Here is a 13,922-nt window from a genome sequence, read left to right as displayed (position 1 = left end):
AAGTGGGTACCGGGTTCGCGGTGAAGAAAGCGCGTCCAAAGAGAACTGTTGTCGCATGTTCCATTGGAACACTTGTTCATGTCACGGGTTTTCTCAGCACGATTTCGAAACTGAGGAGAACCGATATGTTAGCCAAATATACCATCGCCGGCCTGGCCGGTTCTGCGTTGCTTGCGACTGTCGCGTTCGCGCAATCACCGACGGCTCCCGCTGAAACCAGCAAGGCACCTGCGCCCGCCGCTGAAATGAGCAAGGCGCCAGCGCCTGCGACAGCGTCGGACATGTCTTCGTCGTTCCAGGGCACCTGGCGCGCCTCGAAGATGGTCGGCCTGAGCGTGTACAACGACAAGAATGAAAGCCTTGGCTCGATCAACGACCTGCTCACCGACAAGAGCGGTGACATCAAGGCCGTCGTGATCGGCGTTGGCGGCTTCCTCGGCGTAGGCGAGCATCTGGTTGCGGTGCCGCTCGACAAGGTCAAGTTCGTGATGGAGCCCGTCGCCTATACCGGCGCCGCAAATACGCCCGCCAGCGGCGGCGCACGGCCGGGATCGACCACGACCACGGGTGCGGCCACGGCGCCTGCGGCAAAGCCGAATCCCTGGTATCCGGATCACGCCGTGCTCAGCGCGACCAAGGATGAGCTGAAGGCGATGAGCGAGTTCAAATATACGACCAACTAGGCTCGCGACCTTAAGTTACGACTGATCTGGAAAGGCCGGTCGGCATCATTGCCGCCCGGCCTTTTGTTTTGCTGAAGCTCGCTCTACGTGCAATTGCTGCACCGCATCCTATCAGGCCTGAAATTGCGATGTTAGGCTGAGGCGCGGCAGGAGCACCTTAAGTCCTGCCTGTAACATCAACGGGAGGACGACATGGCTGAGAGCGTCTACAAGGTGATTGAGCTGATCGGTACCAGCAAGGACTCCTGGGAAAAGGCCGCGACCGCGGCCGTCGCGAGGGCCGGCAAATCCTTGCGCAATCTTCGCGTCGCCGAAATCGTGCAGCTCGATCTGCAACTGGACGCCAAGGGCAAGGTCGAAGCCTACCGCGCCAAGGTGAAAGTCTCGTTCAAGTTCGAAGGTTGATATACGCGGGTACCCACCACCGTCATGGCCGGGCATAGCTGTCCGAAGGACGGCGTCGCTTCCGCTAGCCTATGCCCGGCCATCCACGCCTTTTTCTTGCTTGCTGGAAGTCAAGACGTGGATGCCCGGCACAAGGCCGGGCATGACGACGGATAAAGCTGTTCTCTCACAATCCCGGCAGCGTGGTCACAAACACATTGATGGCGCCTTCGGCTTCCGCGATCACGCGCAGCGTTTTCGAATCGAAGGCGATGTCGGCCAATCTCAGCTTGGTGATCTCGGCGGCGATGCGAATGCCGTCCTCGTTCTTCTGGAAGTCCGCGATCACGGCGGCGATCTTTTTCTGCGCATTGCTGGCGAACGGCTTGAGGTCGACGGTGGCCTTGTCCGCCAGCGCCTTCTGCAGATGTGGCATCGCCGCGCGCGCCGCGGCGCCGAGCAGGCCGAACGCCGCTTCCGACTCGACCGCGAGTTCGACATCGGTCAGCCGCAGGGTCTGCTGTGCCTGATCGAGCACCGGCTTGCCCCAGATATGAACGTTGGCCTCGCCGCCGAAGCCGAAGAAGCTCTTCTTCTCCTTGGCGTTCACCAACAGCGAAATCAGCAGGCGATTGCCGGATGCCGCCACCGTGGCGCGCTTCACGGTGACGTCGACTGAACCCGAACCGTCCTCGGGAAAGGTCTTTCCGGCGAACTGCGCCTCGACGATCTTGTTGATGTCGGTGAAGGGCATGTCGACGGGGACGCCGATCGCGACCCGGCCCGGTGTCGGCGGCACGATCGAGATGGTGGCGGGGAACGGGCAACTGGGTTTGGTTTCGACCGGGGTGATGCGGGTCTCCGCCTCGATGCCGAGCGTCAGTATCAGCGCCTGCGCGTCGACGCGCGGTTGGGCTGCGATCGCCCTTGTCGGCCGCAGCTCCAGCCACAGCGCCGGCAGCGATGAGCTGGCGCTGGTACCCTGCAGCGGGATCGAGCGGCAGGCCTTGGCCCATTGCACCTTCGCGTTGTTCTCAAACGCGGGATCGTTACGCATCCGCGCCTGCACCAGGTTGATCTGATCGGCGACCGTCTTGTCGATCAGCGGCTTGACCTGGGCCGGCACGTTGATGCGGGCACCGGCCATCGTAACGCTGGTGTCGCCCAGATTCACCTGCGCGGCGAGATTGGGCTCGATGCGCCAGGCGGCGGCGATCTTCGGCCGCGCGGTGATGACGACATTGCCCTTGATCTCGGCTGACGCGTTGAGGTTCTTGATGTTCACGCTGCCGATCTGTTTGGCGACGTTGCCGCCGAGCAGGCCGCCGAGCGCGTCGCCAACCGCCCCCGTTGCCTTTGCCGACAGCGAACCGGTGACGTTAAGCGTCCCGGTCAGCGGCGTCGTCAGCGTCAGCAGGTCCTGCCCGCCGGTCGCGGCGATCGGGCCGCGCGAGGCGGTCCAGCCGATATCGGCGTTCTGCAGGATCTGCGAGATGGGATTTTCCGCCTTGCCGTTGAAGGCGCGCGGCGAACCGCGATCGGCGGCGTCGCGGATCGCCGTCAGCGCCACCGCGATCGGCGCCATCACGGTGGAGCTGCGCGGGGCGGGAGCGAGCGGCGGCAATTCGACAAGCACCGGCGGCTTGACCGTGCCGCTCGGCGCCAGCCAATCCATAGCTTTGAGGCTGATCAGAAACGAGACCGCGATTACCGCGGCCCCGATCAGGATCGTTTTGGAATGCATCGGCAGACGCATCGTCCCCCCGGACCGATTGAACTACTTCTCTTACAGGGGCGGCGAGGGGGGCGCCAGAGTGGGCCGGAACTCATCACGTTAATCCGTTAATACCGGGCACGCCGTAGCGGCGTGCGGACAAGGCAACAAGGCTTGGCGAGATGGCGGATTAACGGCACGATGGCGGCAGACGCCATGCGATTTGCGGCGCTCACTAATAATTGCGATTGCTTGATCGGACCGGGCGAGGTTTGGCGGATTGCCTAGCCGAAGAAATCGAGGCGCCGAGAAAAAAGCGCCCACATGCAAATTGCGTGGGCAGCGACGGATGTGTAGATTCAATGAAGTCAGCGAGCCGACGTTGACGAAGGCCTCAGCAACGCTGAGGTTGATCCTGTCCGTGAGGCTGGATTGGGCGACGGCTCGCTGGCGTCCGGCTTCGCCAAGGCAACGCGAAGCCTCCGCGCGATCATCCTCATCAAAATCTCCGCACATCGATCTCGGACGACGATCGTTCGTCGTCGGCGCAGGATGGAGTTACGCGTGGCGCCCAACGGGCCGCGCTTTGCGCGCGCCCGTTGGGCTCTTCTGCGGACTAGCCGCCGGGCGGCGTGTATGAGCCACGAAGCTGGACCGCCTTCTGGCGAACCAGCGTGATTTCATCCTGCGTCCACAAACGAGTGAGGTGTACATTGTGGATGGCACCGGATGCCACCACCGTGCCCGAAATGGCCGGTGCTGCATTGGGGTCAGGTACATCGAAGATTACCAGAACGCCGGGACCATCTGCAGCGGTGCTATACATCGAGAGTAATTTGCCACCAGCTGCTTCGATCAGCTTCTTCGCCGCTTCATGGCGATTGGTCTTGGGATTTTCCATGATCTTGTTGAGAGCCTGAGGCGTATACTGTGCTGTCATACAAAAATGCATGATGTTCTCCTGTTGGGTGTGTTTGATCAACGAGGCGCACGCCTCCCTGCCGACTCCATTGAAAACGGATCGGCCCCCCAAAACGTGAGATGAACATTGCAAGCCCGCCGTGGGCAAAATACCGCTAGAACTCCAACGGGCCTTCGGCACTGCCCGCTTGCGGCTGCCGGTTAGCCTACATCAATCACGCGTCATGCGGAAGAGCGCTCGGCCTGAGAGCGTTCGGCTCAATCCTAAATCGAAGCCGACGATCCCTGCTCGCGTCGAAGGATCGGTCCGGCGCAGGAAGAAGCGCGCGATGAAAATCGCCAGCGCGCTGCAGCCGTATGGGCTTATGGAATCGTCGGCGAAGTGCCGACTGAGTCATTCCGCCTTGATGTTTGCGGTGCGGATCACCTTGCCCCACTTCTCGGTTTCATCGGCGATGAAGGTGCCGAAGTCGGCAGACGAGCCTGACAGCATCGTGCCGCCAAGATCGGTAAGCCGCGCCCTTGCCACAGGGCTGGCGAGGATCGCGTTGATTTCCTTGTTGAGCAGGGCAACAATTTCGGCTGGCGTGTCCTTTGGCGCGCCAACGCCGAAAAACGCACTCGCCTCAAAGCCCGGCACGCTGTCGGCTACCGTCGGGGTATCCGGCAAGCCATGCCAGCGTGTTGCGGTTGTGACCGCCAATGCCCGCAGTCTGCCAGCCCTGATGTGTTCGATCGAGTTGGAGACGTTATCGAAGGCGACCTGTATTCGGCCACTCAGCAGGTCGGTCAGCACGCCCGGCATGCCGCGATACGGCACATGAACCATGTCGACGCCGGTCATCTGCTTGAACAACTCGGCGCAGACATGGACGGAGGTTCCGATGCCGGCCGACCCGTAGCTGATGCTGCCGGGATTGGCCTTGGCATAGGCAATAAGCTCGGGAACCGTCTTGACCGGCAATGAAGGGGTCACCTCCATGACATTCGGCACACGCATGATGGCCGCGACCGGCGCGATGTCGCGGATGAAATTGAAATTGAGATTGTCGTAAAGCGCCGGGCTGATTGCGTTCCCGACGCTGATCAGGAGCAGCGTATGGCCATCGGCAGACGCGCGAACCACGGCTTCGGTGGCGATGTTGCTGCCGGCGCCGAGACGGTTCTCAACGATGAATTGTTGGCCGAGGCGCTCCGACAAGGCCTGGCCAATGATGCGCGCCAGGATGTCGACGATGCCGCCGGCAGCGAACCCGGCGATGATCCGAACCGGCCGCGACGGATAGGTCTGCGCCCGCGCCATCCGCGAAGCGGCCGGGAACGCGGCAGCACCCGCTGCCAGATTCAAAAATCGACGGCGCTGAAGCTTCATGAATCCTCCCTACAATCGACAGCGGCGTCATTCCGCCTTTTTTGACCGCTGAACACAGCCGGCTGTTCCTGGTGCTGCCAGCCGACGGCGTCGTTGCTTTTTATTGCCGAATTCTCAAGGAACATATCGCACTTCGGCCGTGCGCGAAGATGTTTTTGGAGGATTGGACTGGCGGTAGCGAACTCCGCAACGCAAAAACGGCCCCGGCGAACGCCGGAGCCGTTTTTGGATTTCGAAGATTGGGTCTTAGCGGATGGTGCGGCCGAGGTCGGCGCGGCGATCCGTCATTGGCAGCACGATCACCTTGGTGCCGACGCTGACCCGCGAATAGAGGTCGCTGACGTCTTCATTGGTGAGGCGCAGGCAACCGGAGGAAACGCGGGTGCCGATCGTCTCCGGAGCATTGGTGCCATGGATGCGATAGATGGTGCCGCCGAGATACATCGCGCGCGCGCCGAGCGGGTTACCCGGGCCACCGGTCATGTGGCGCGGCAGGTAGGGCTGGCGGGCGATCATTTCCGGGGGCGGCGTCCATGCCGGCCATTCCGCCTTCTTGGTGATCGTCTGGGTGCCGGACCAGGTGAACCCGTCGCGGCCGATGCCGATGCCGTAGCGCATCGCCTGGCCGTTGCCCATCACCAGATAAAGATAGGTGTTGGGGGTGTCGATGATGATGGTGCCCGGAGCTTCGCGGGTGTTGTAGTTCACGACCTGGCGGCGCAGGCGGGCGGGCAGTTCGAAGCGCTCTTCGTCCTGCGAGGGAGCAACCGCCACCGGCGGCGGAGCGGCTTCGACCGGGGGCGCCATGAAGAAGGGAAACAGCGGCAGCGGGGCTGCGGCGGCGGGTGCGGAAAATGCGGTAGCGCCAATCGCGATTGCGCCGAAAGCGGCGGCGGCGAGGCGGGTATTCAGTTTGAATGAGTTGAACATCGGTCGTCCCCTTCAGTTTGCGCCCTGTCGCGCCAGTTCCAGCGCGTCGTTGAGGCAAACCAGTACAGGCCAACCGTTTCAGGACATTTGCACAATGCCGCCAAAATGGTTTCGTCGCGTTAGGGAATTGTTTCAGGACGGCTTCGTCGCAAGCTTTGGGGACGGCAGCGGGGCGCAGTTCGTGCGCAAAGCATTAAAAAAATGGAGAAAAAGCCGCCGTTCTTGCTCAGCTCTGCAGCGCCCGCAGCCGCTGCATGTCGGGTTCGACCGTGCCGATCGTGGCGCGACGGTCCGCTACCGCATGGTGGAATTGTTCGAGCGCCAGCCCGATCGCGGCCAAATCCCCGTCCTCGATCGCACCGTCCTCGTGACAGTCGAGCGCCTCGCGCAACAGGGCATCCGCCGTGCCCTGCATCTCGGACAATTCTTCGGGCGTTTCAGCCATGCGCGCCTTCGAAATCAGGTCGAGCAGATTGTCGCGATGCTCGGAATATTGCTCGCGCTCTTCCCGCTTCCAGTAATGCTGCAGCCATGCCCATGCCGAGCCGATGCCCGAGAACACCATGATCGCGAACCAGAGATAGTCGGTATTTCTTTCGAGGAACGTGCGCTCGTTGCCGTCGATATAGGCGGCGGCGCCCTGATGCGCCGGCAAGGCGGCGTCCTTGTCGGTGTCGGGCTTCTCGATTTGCGCGGCGCTCGGCAATTCGCGTGCGAGCTGCTGGCGGTGGGTAAAGATCTGGCGGGCGAGTGCGCCGACCGCGGTGTCAGCCAGCGATTTCGGCGCGATGATCAAATGGTTGACACTGACCGTATCGATCTTGTCTTCAGGGCGTGCCGGCGATGATGCGAAGATGCTGCCGGGAATTTCCTCGGCTTCATAGACCGGGTGCTTCTTCGCAATCGTCTCCGACACCTCGATCGGGAGAAATTTTGGTTCGCCCCGGACCGCTACGGTGGCGTTGATCGCGTCGACGGTGATCTTGCTGTTGAGCGGGCCGACCGTCATGAACGCGTCGACGGCCTGGTCGCGCGCCATCTCGGCGAGCTGATTGACGCCGAACTGGGTGATCGTCACCTTGTCGAGCTTGATACCGGCCTCGGTCAGGATCGTGCGCAGCAGCTTGACGTTGGCCTCCGTTCGTCCGACGACGCCGACGCGATGTCCGGCGAGTTCGTCGAGGCTCTTGATCTTGGCCACCGGCGTTTTCTTCGAGCCTTTCGGCGCGAGACCTGACGGCGCCCACAGCACGACGACGTTCTTGCGCAGGATGGCGACCGACTCGGCATTGGCCGGCAGGTTCAGATCGCCGCGCGCCACCGCAAGGTCGGCCTTGCCGGTATTGAACAGCGCGATGCTCTCGGCCGCGCCCGGGGTCGAAACGAGCGACAGCCGAACCGAGCTGTGGTCGCGCGCGAAGGTCTGCGCCATCAGCTGGATCAGTTTCTGATCGTCGCTTCCGGGAGGGCCAACCGCGATCCGCAAGGTGGTCGGCTGCAACAGATAATAAAGTGTGGCGGCGGCGGCGCCGAAAACGAAAATTCCGGCGGCGAGGACCAGCAGCGCATAGTTCTTTCGCTTCCGGCGCGGGCGGGATGGAGCGGAATCTGCGTTCGGGTTTGACATCGTACTGTCACGTTACACGAAAAAGCGCCGGGGCGACGGGAAAAACATCCTTACAGATCGATGACGTCATACGCTTGAAATATCCATGAACCAACGTCGGGAAGTGAGAATCATGGATAACCCCGGGGTCCCGACATGCGGGTATTGATAGCAACCGACGCCTGGCATCCGCAGGTGAATGGTGTGGTCCGGACGTTAACCTCGCTGGCGCGCAGTGCGTCCAAGCTTGACGCCGAGATCAGCTTCCTGACCCCCGACGGATTTCCGTCCGTCGGCGTTCCCACCTATCCCGGCTTGCGCATCGCGCTGCCGAACCGCCGCGAGATCGCGCGCCGGATCGAGGCGGCGGCGCCGGAGGCTATCCATATCGCGACCGAAGGCCCGATCGGCTGGGCGGTGCGCGGCTATTGCCGCCGCCACAAGCTTGCGTTCACCACGTCCTACACCACGCGCTTCCCGGAATATGTCGCGGTCCGCACCATGATCCCGGCCAGCGTCGGCTACGCTTTGTTGCGGCATTTTCATGCGGCGGCGTCGACCACGATGGTCGCGACCGCTTCATTGCGGCAGGAGCTGAGCGAGCGCGGTTTTCGCAAGCTTGGTTTCTGGACGCGCGGCGTCGACACCGATTTGTTCTCGCCTGAAAGCCCGGCCACGATCGACCTGCCGCGGCCGATCTTCATGACCATGGGCCGCGTTGCGGTCGAGAAGAATCTCGAGGCGTTTCTCGCGCTCGATCTGCCGGGAACGAAAGTCGTTGTCGGCGACGGGCCGCAGCGGGCGCAGCTGGCGCAGAAATATCCGCACGCCGTCTTCCTCGGTGAGAAGAAGGGCGAGGATCTCAGGTCGCATCTCGCTGCCGCCGATGTCTTTGTGTTTCCGAGCCTCACCGACACGTTCGGCGTGGTGCAGCTGGAAGCGCTCGCCTGCGGCACGCCGGTTGCGGCGTTTCCGGTCACCGGGCCCTTGGACGTCATCGCCGATCATCCGGTCGGCGCGCTGGACTGGGATCTGCGCAGCGCCTGCCTGCGCGCGCTGACGATGTCGCGCGAGGCCTGCCGGAACTTTGCGCTCGGGCGTTCCTGGGAAAACAGCGCCCGTCAGTTCATCGGCAATCTGGCCGCGCTGCAGCCCAGCCGCGCCACGCTGCCGGCGCGCCGCATCCCCGGCACCAGCGCCGTACAGGGTTAGTTCAATCTACTTTTTGAAGAGAGACGAGAAGGCAGACCATGGCAGACATCATCAAGCTTGACGGCACCAGGGCGTTGGACTTCGACCGCGAGACGGTCGAGCAGGCCTACGACCGCTGGGCGCCGGTATACGACCTCGTGTTTGGCGGCGTGTTCAGCAAGGGCCGCAAGGCGGCCATTCAGGCCACCAACAAGATCGGTGGCCGCGTGCTGGAAGTCGGTGTCGGCACCGGCATCTCGCTGCCGCAATACGCATCCCATCTGCGCATCTTCGGCACCGACATTTCGGAAGCGATGCTGCAGAAGGCCAAGAAGCGCGTCGACGAGCTCAAGCTGAAGAACGTCGAGGGCCTGGCTGTCATGGACGCCGAGAAGCTCGAATTCCCCGACAACTCCTTCGACGTCGTGATGGCGCAGTACGTCGTCACGGCCGTGCCGAACCCGGAAGCGGCGCTCGACGAATTCGCCCGCGTGCTGCGGCCCGGCGGTGAACTCATCATCCTGACCCGCGTCAGTGCGGACGCCGGCGTGCGCCGCTTCATCGAGCAGCGCCTGCAGCCGGTGGTTCGCCCGCTCGGCTTCCGCACCGCCGAGTTCGCCTGGTCGCGCTACGCGCAATGGCTGGCCGGCGCGCGCGGCATGGAGCTGGCGGAGCGCCGCCTGGTGCCGCCGCTCGGTCACTTCTCGCTGGTGCGTTTCCGAAAAGTTGACGTCGCGAAGGCAGCGTAACCGCGTTATCGCGGTGGCTGCTGCGGCGCCGCGAAACTTCATATGACATTTAGATGATGTCATACGCCGGACATCGAATCCCGTTAATCCTTAACCCGAAAGAATTTTGGGGGAGATCATGATCAAGAACTTCATGCAGGAACTGCGAACCCAGCGTTGGGACGACCATCGCTACTATCACCACAGCCGCATCAACCAGTCGCTGCACTTCGTCAGCGCCGCGAGCTTTCTGTTCGCCTATGTCATGCTGTTCATCGATCCCGTGGTGTCGGCGCTGGTCGGCTGGCTGGTCTCGATGACGTCGCGCCAGGCCGGTCACTTCTTCTTCGAGCCGAAGGGCTATGACCACGTCAACCACGCCACCCACGAGCACAAGGAAGATATCAAGGTCGGCTACAATCTTCAGCGCAAGGTCGTGCTGATGGTGATCTGGGCGCTGTCGCCGCTGGTGCTGTATGTCGATCCGACCCTGCTCGGCATGTTCGCGCCGTGGGAGACGACGGCCGACTTCATGCGTCAGGTCGCCAAGATCTGGCTGGCGATCGGTATCGGCGGGCTTCTGTTCCGCACCATCCATTTGTTCTTCATCCGCGACGTCGAGACCGGCCTCGTCTGGATGACCAAGATCGTGACCGACCCGTTCAGCGACCTCAAGCTCTACTACAAGGCGCCGATCGCCCTGATGAAGGGCGAACTGATCGACCCGGGCCTCGAGAAGCACGTCAAGCACGCCTGATCGATTTTGACCTGTCCACGAAATGCGTCATGCCCGGGCTCGTCCCGGGCATCCACGTTCTTAAGCACCAATTGTGAGATCGTCATTGCGAGCGAAGCGAAGCAATCCATTCCTCCGCGCGGGGATAGATGGATTGCTTCGTCGCTTCGCTCCTCGCAATGACGAAAGAGGCAATGACGAAAGAGCTAGCCCGGCTGTGATGATCGTCGTAAGCGCGCTTTCAGCGCCCGAACCTCTTGGCAAACATCTCTTTCAAGATCTGCCGCTTGATGTTCCTGTTGGTGAGGCCAGCATCACGCCACCACCAGCCGTCGCGCTTCATCTTCTCGGTAGCGCTAACGAAACGGTCGGCCACCGCGGCAAAGTCGTCATCGGTATAGTTCAGGCTGAAGATCAGCCGGCCCGTGCCGACCCAGCTCAGCGCCAGCCCCTCGGCGCGCAGGTAGTATTGCAGCATCCAGTTGTAACGGGACGGCTCGGTATAATGCACCATCCAGATCGACGACAGATTGCTGACGCGCACCGGAAGATCCTGCGCGGCGAGCCGGTCGTTGAGCGTCTTGGCGCGCGCGTTCCAGGTCTCGTCGAGCCCGTGATAGACCGAGTTGAAATTCGGACTGGCGAGCCGGCCGAGGAATTCGTCCATCGCGGTCATGACGTAGGGATGCGAATTGAAGGTGCCGCGGGCAAAGCAGATGTCGGCCGGGCGATCGTCGCGAAAACGCCGCATCAGATCCTTAGCGCCGCAGACCACGCCGACCGGAAGTCCACCGGCCAGGCTCTTGCCATAGGTCACCATGTCGGCGCGGACGCCGAAATATTCCTGCGCGCCGCCGGCGGCGAGGCGGAAGCCGACAAAGACCTCGTCGAAGATCAGCACGATGCCGCGTTCGGTGCAGACCTCGCGCAGCTTCTTCAGCCATGCGGTATAGGCGGCGCGATCGAAATTGCCGGAACGCGAACTGTCGACCAGCGCGGAATCGCCGGGCGCGTTGGCGTTGGGGTGCAGCGCCTGCAGCGGATTGACCAGCACGCAGGCGATGTCGCGGCGCGTTCTCAAAACATGCAGCGTCCGCTCCGACATGTCGGCGAGCGTATAGGTCTCGTGCGGCGACACGGGGTTGCCGACGCCGGGCTGCACGTCACCCCACCAGCCGTGATAGGCGCCGGCAAAGCGAACCAGATGCGTGCGCTTGGTGTGGTAGCGCGCGAGCCGGACCGCCTGCATCACGGCTTCGGTGCCGGACATGTGGAACGAGACTTCGTCGAGGCCGGAAATCTCGCAGAGACGCTTGACGTTGTCGGTGATGACGGGGTGATAGGGGCCGAGCACCGGTCCGAGCGCGTGCGCGCGCTTTTCCGATTCGGTGATGCAGTCCTTGTAGAAATCGTTGCCGAAAATGTTGACGCCGTACGAGCCGGTCAGGTCGTAGGAAACATTGCCGTCGACATCGGTGACGGTGACGCCGGAAGAGGACTGCACGAAGGCGCTGGTGGAAAGATGCTCGCGCACCAGCCGGCTGTACTGGAACGGCACCCGGTAGGCTTCGGTGAATTGCAGGTCGGAAATGTGCTCGGCCGCCTCGGCGGTCATCTGCCGGCCCTTGGGATAACGGTCTTGATAGATGCCGGCGAGCCGGAAGAAGCCGTCCTGGCGCTGCGCCGCGACATCGGCCGGCGCGCCGTCGGAACAGAAGAAGGCGCCGATATCGAATTCGTAATGCGGCAACAGGCGGGCGACCATCTTGGACATCTTGGAATGTCCGGTCAGCGAGCGGTGCTTGGCCCGCGACAGCGCCAGCCGCGCCTGCAATTTGGGGAAGGTCACCGCGGCGCCGGCAATCGCAACGGCGGACAGCGACAGAATCGAAAGGGGCGAATCCATGCCACCAGCGCTAGCTAATCCTGCTAACAGATTCATGACAGTCAAAGGCCTGATTTCGGCCTTTACCCAGCAGGAAGACCTCAATTTCCTGCTGACCAACCGGATTCCCCGGGCGGCCATCACCCGTTTCATGGGCTGGTTCAGCAAAATCGAAAACCCGCTGGTGCGGGACGCCTCGATCGCCTGCTGGCGGCTGTTCTCCGATCTCGACCTGTCGGAGGCGAAGAAGACCGAGTTCAGGAGCCTGCACGATTGCTTCACCCGCGAGCTGCGTCCGGGCCTGCGCCCGGCCGATCCGGATCCTGCAATCGTGGCCAGCCCCTCCGACGGCATCATCGGCGCCTTCGGCCGGATCGAGGACACAAGACTGTTCCAGATCAAGGGCGCGCCGTATTCGCTGCTGGATCTGCTCGGCGATCCCGCTTTGGTGGAGCGTCACCGCAACGGCCGTTACCTCACGCTGCGGCTGACCTCGAGCATGTACCATCGTTTTCACGCGCCCTATGACGCCACGATCGAGCGGGTGAGGTTCATCCATGGCGACGTCTGGAACGTCAATCCGATTGCGTTGAAAAGGGTGGAGCGGCTGTTCTGCAAGAACGAGCGCGCGGTGCTGGAGACGCGGCTTGCGTCCGGCGAAGCGCTGACGCTGGTGCCGGTCGCCGCAATCCTGGTCGCCAGCATCCGCCTGCACTTCCTCGATGTGACTCTCAACGCGCAGAGCAGGGGGCCGGTGGATTTCCCGTGCGCCGCCAGCATGCGCAAGGGCGATGAGCTCGGCTGGTTCGAGCACGGCTCGACCATCATCGTGCTGGCGCCGGAAAATTTCGAGTTTGCCGACAATGTCACTGAGGGTGCGCGTGTTCGCGCCGGTGAGGCGTTGCTGCGGAAGCCAAAGGGATGATTATGTTGCCTGCAAGGCACTGCCGCGACTGTGAGCGGGATCACCGAGGCACCGCTACACATCGTGCGATTATCTGGCCTCCGCTAACACCTCCGCAGCAAACAAGGGAGCAGTGCCATGACGCAGACCAGCAAGTCGATCAATGGAAACCAGCGCGCATTGGACGAGCGAGTCTTGAAGGATGCCGAGCTAGAGGCCGTTTCCGGTGGCGCTATGTTCGGCAGCGCGTTTTCCGAAGCCCTGAAGTCAATCGGGGAAGGGCTTACAACAATGGCACGTAAGGGCTGACCGCGTTGTCAGCGTCGAAGCGACTCGGCGGCGATGCTCAATAAATCAAAATGAGAGAAGCCGCCGCGAGGCGGCTTTTTGCTGCGTGCCGGCCGTCAGGCGCGGGCGCCTCCTGCTATGCCGAGCTCGGCAAGGGAGGGATAGTCGGCATCCACGATGTTCGCGAGCCCGCGCATTTCGCCGATGCCGAACCATTTCAGCTCGGTATGTTCGTCGCAGATGTTGGCGGGCTCGCCGCCTTGCCAGGCGGTCACGGCGTAGATGTGATGCAGCGCATCGCCATAGCGTTCGGGCTGCCGTTCCCGGACCGTCGCGATCAGGCGGAATTGAGTGGGCGTTACGCCTGCTTCTTCCTGAACCTCGCGGACCAGAGCGTGATCGAGGCTCTCGCCGTCCTCGACATGTCCGCCGATTGTGTCCCAATGGCTTGGCCAAACCTTTTTCGAGGGCGCGCGCAAGCCAAGAAGGACTCTGCCATCTGGCCGGATTAACAGTGCACCGACGGTTCTGGCGGTTCTGTCTTGCATGCGGCGTCTCTGGCCTGAAGAACACAGACGGT

General features: G+C 62.5%; 14 protein-coding genes. 7 read left to right on the top strand and 7 right to left on the bottom strand.

What is annotated here, in order from left to right; genetic code table 11:
- The first annotated feature begins 125 nt into the window (after positions 1-125).
- Complete coding sequence (locus JQ629_RS03620) at positions 126-683, top strand: PRC-barrel domain-containing protein (RefSeq protein WP_212266732.1); 558 nt, start codon at positions 126-128, stop codon at positions 681-683.
- Between the two features lie 192 nt (positions 684-875).
- Positions 876-1,088, top strand: a complete 213-nt coding sequence (locus JQ629_RS03615) for a dodecin family protein (protein ID WP_192738120.1) — start codon at positions 876-878, stop codon at positions 1,086-1,088.
- Positions 1,089-1,254: 166 nt separating this feature from the next.
- Here JQ629_RS03615 and JQ629_RS03610 read toward each other — a convergent pair whose 3' ends face one another.
- From JQ629_RS03610 to JQ629_RS03590, 5 genes are all read right to left on the bottom strand, one after another.
- The gene (locus JQ629_RS03610) at positions 1,255-2,823 is read right to left on the bottom strand and encodes a DUF4403 family protein (RefSeq protein ID WP_212411241.1); all 1,569 of its coding nucleotides are present in this window, start codon (positions 2,821-2,823) and stop codon (positions 1,255-1,257) included.
- 574 nt (positions 2,824-3,397) lie between these two features.
- Positions 3,398-3,763, bottom strand: coding sequence for a GYD domain-containing protein (locus tag JQ629_RS03605; protein ID WP_249134799.1), 366 nt, complete (start codon positions 3,761-3,763; stop codon positions 3,398-3,400).
- A gap of 333 nt (positions 3,764-4,096) precedes the next feature.
- Positions 4,097-5,074 (bottom strand): Bug family tripartite tricarboxylate transporter substrate binding protein, encoded by a 978-nt coding sequence (locus JQ629_RS03600; RefSeq protein ID WP_212411239.1) that lies wholly within the window; start codon positions 5,072-5,074, stop codon positions 4,097-4,099.
- A gap of 246 nt (positions 5,075-5,320) precedes the next feature.
- The gene (locus JQ629_RS03595) at positions 5,321-6,004 is read right to left on the bottom strand and encodes a L,D-transpeptidase (RefSeq protein WP_212266724.1); all 684 of its coding nucleotides are present in this window, start codon (positions 6,002-6,004) and stop codon (positions 5,321-5,323) included.
- A 226-nt stretch (positions 6,005-6,230) separates the two neighbouring features.
- On the bottom strand, positions 6,231-7,631 hold the full coding sequence (locus JQ629_RS03590; protein WP_212411237.1) for a TAXI family TRAP transporter solute-binding subunit: 1,401 nt from the start codon (positions 7,629-7,631) through the stop codon (positions 6,231-6,233).
- Between the two features lie 135 nt (positions 7,632-7,766).
- On the opposite strand from JQ629_RS03590, the gene JQ629_RS03585 reads away from it, so the two are divergent.
- From JQ629_RS03585 to JQ629_RS03575, 3 genes are all read left to right on the top strand, one after another.
- The gene (locus JQ629_RS03585) at positions 7,767-8,822 is read left to right on the top strand and encodes a glycosyltransferase family 4 protein (RefSeq protein WP_212411235.1); all 1,056 of its coding nucleotides are present in this window, start codon (positions 7,767-7,769) and stop codon (positions 8,820-8,822) included.
- Positions 8,823-8,860: 38 nt separating this feature from the next.
- Positions 8,861-9,550, top strand: a complete 690-nt coding sequence (locus JQ629_RS03580) for a class I SAM-dependent methyltransferase (RefSeq protein WP_212411233.1) — start codon at positions 8,861-8,863, stop codon at positions 9,548-9,550.
- Positions 9,551-9,668: 118 nt separating this feature from the next.
- Positions 9,669-10,286, top strand: coding sequence for a hypothetical protein (locus JQ629_RS03575; RefSeq protein ID WP_212411231.1), 618 nt, complete (start codon positions 9,669-9,671; stop codon positions 10,284-10,286).
- A 220-nt stretch (positions 10,287-10,506) separates the two neighbouring features.
- Here JQ629_RS03575 and JQ629_RS03570 read toward each other — a convergent pair whose 3' ends face one another.
- Positions 10,507-12,171, bottom strand: a complete 1,665-nt coding sequence (locus JQ629_RS03570; RefSeq protein WP_212411229.1) for an aminotransferase class III-fold pyridoxal phosphate-dependent enzyme — start codon at positions 12,169-12,171, stop codon at positions 10,507-10,509.
- Positions 12,172-12,205: 34 nt separating this feature from the next.
- Here JQ629_RS03570 and asd point away from each other — a divergent pair, with 34 nt between their 5' ends.
- Positions 12,206-13,075 (top strand): archaetidylserine decarboxylase, encoded by an 870-nt coding sequence (gene asd / locus JQ629_RS03565; protein ID WP_212411228.1) that lies wholly within the window; start codon positions 12,206-12,208, stop codon positions 13,073-13,075.
- A gap of 117 nt (positions 13,076-13,192) precedes the next feature.
- Positions 13,193-13,363, top strand: coding sequence for a hypothetical protein (locus tag JQ629_RS03560; RefSeq protein ID WP_212411227.1), 171 nt, complete (start codon positions 13,193-13,195; stop codon positions 13,361-13,363).
- A 95-nt stretch (positions 13,364-13,458) separates the two neighbouring features.
- Here the strand turns inward: JQ629_RS03560 and JQ629_RS03555 are convergent, their stop codons facing one another.
- Positions 13,459-13,890 carry an NUDIX hydrolase gene (locus JQ629_RS03555; protein WP_212411226.1) on the bottom strand — a complete coding sequence of 144 codons (432 nt, stop codon included), beginning with the start codon at positions 13,888-13,890 and terminating at the stop codon, positions 13,459-13,461.
- Positions 13,891-13,922: the final 32 nt, after the last annotated feature.

This window comes from Bradyrhizobium sp. AUGA SZCCT0222, from assembly GCF_018130205.1.
Classification (GTDB): domain Bacteria; phylum Pseudomonadota; class Alphaproteobacteria; order Rhizobiales; family Xanthobacteraceae; genus Bradyrhizobium.
The sequence above is the reverse complement of the archived record's forward strand: the minus strand, read 5'-3'. Positions and strand labels throughout refer to the sequence as shown.

What these genes read in the sequence shown, in the direction of transcription:
- JQ629_RS03615 (WP_192738120.1), top strand. Translation starts at nt 876, where the DNA reads ATGGCTGAGAGCGTCTACAAGGTGATTGAGCTGATCGGTACCAGCAAG.
- JQ629_RS03580 (WP_212411233.1), top strand. Translation starts at nt 8,861, where the DNA reads ATGGCAGACATCATCAAGCTTGACGGCACCAGGGCGTTGGACTTCGAC.
- JQ629_RS03570 (WP_212411229.1), bottom strand. Translation starts at nt 12,171, where the DNA reads ATGGATTCGCCCCTTTCGATTCTGTCGCTGTCCGCCGTTGCGATTGCC.
- JQ629_RS03585 (WP_212411235.1), top strand. Translation starts at nt 7,767, where the DNA reads ATGCGGGTATTGATAGCAACCGACGCCTGGCATCCGCAGGTGAATGGT.
- JQ629_RS03620 (WP_212266732.1), top strand. Translation starts at nt 126, where the DNA reads ATGTTAGCCAAATATACCATCGCCGGCCTGGCCGGTTCTGCGTTGCTT.
- JQ629_RS03575 (WP_212411231.1), top strand. Translation starts at nt 9,669, where the DNA reads ATGATCAAGAACTTCATGCAGGAACTGCGAACCCAGCGTTGGGACGAC.
- JQ629_RS03555 (WP_212411226.1), bottom strand. Translation starts at nt 13,890, where the DNA reads ATGCAAGACAGAACCGCCAGAACCGTCGGTGCACTGTTAATCCGGCCA.
- JQ629_RS03595 (WP_212266724.1), bottom strand. Translation starts at nt 6,004, where the DNA reads ATGTTCAACTCATTCAAACTGAATACCCGCCTCGCCGCCGCCGCTTTC.
- JQ629_RS03610 (WP_212411241.1), bottom strand. Translation starts at nt 2,823, where the DNA reads ATGCGTCTGCCGATGCATTCCAAAACGATCCTGATCGGGGCCGCGGTA.
- asd (WP_212411228.1), top strand. Translation starts at nt 12,206, where the DNA reads ATGACAGTCAAAGGCCTGATTTCGGCCTTTACCCAGCAGGAAGACCTC.
- JQ629_RS03600 (WP_212411239.1), bottom strand. Translation starts at nt 5,074, where the DNA reads ATGAAGCTTCAGCGCCGTCGATTTTTGAATCTGGCAGCGGGTGCTGCC.
- JQ629_RS03590 (WP_212411237.1), bottom strand. Translation starts at nt 7,631, where the DNA reads ATGTCAAACCCGAACGCAGATTCCGCTCCATCCCGCCCGCGCCGGAAG.
- JQ629_RS03560 (WP_212411227.1), top strand. Translation starts at nt 13,193, where the DNA reads ATGACGCAGACCAGCAAGTCGATCAATGGAAACCAGCGCGCATTGGAC.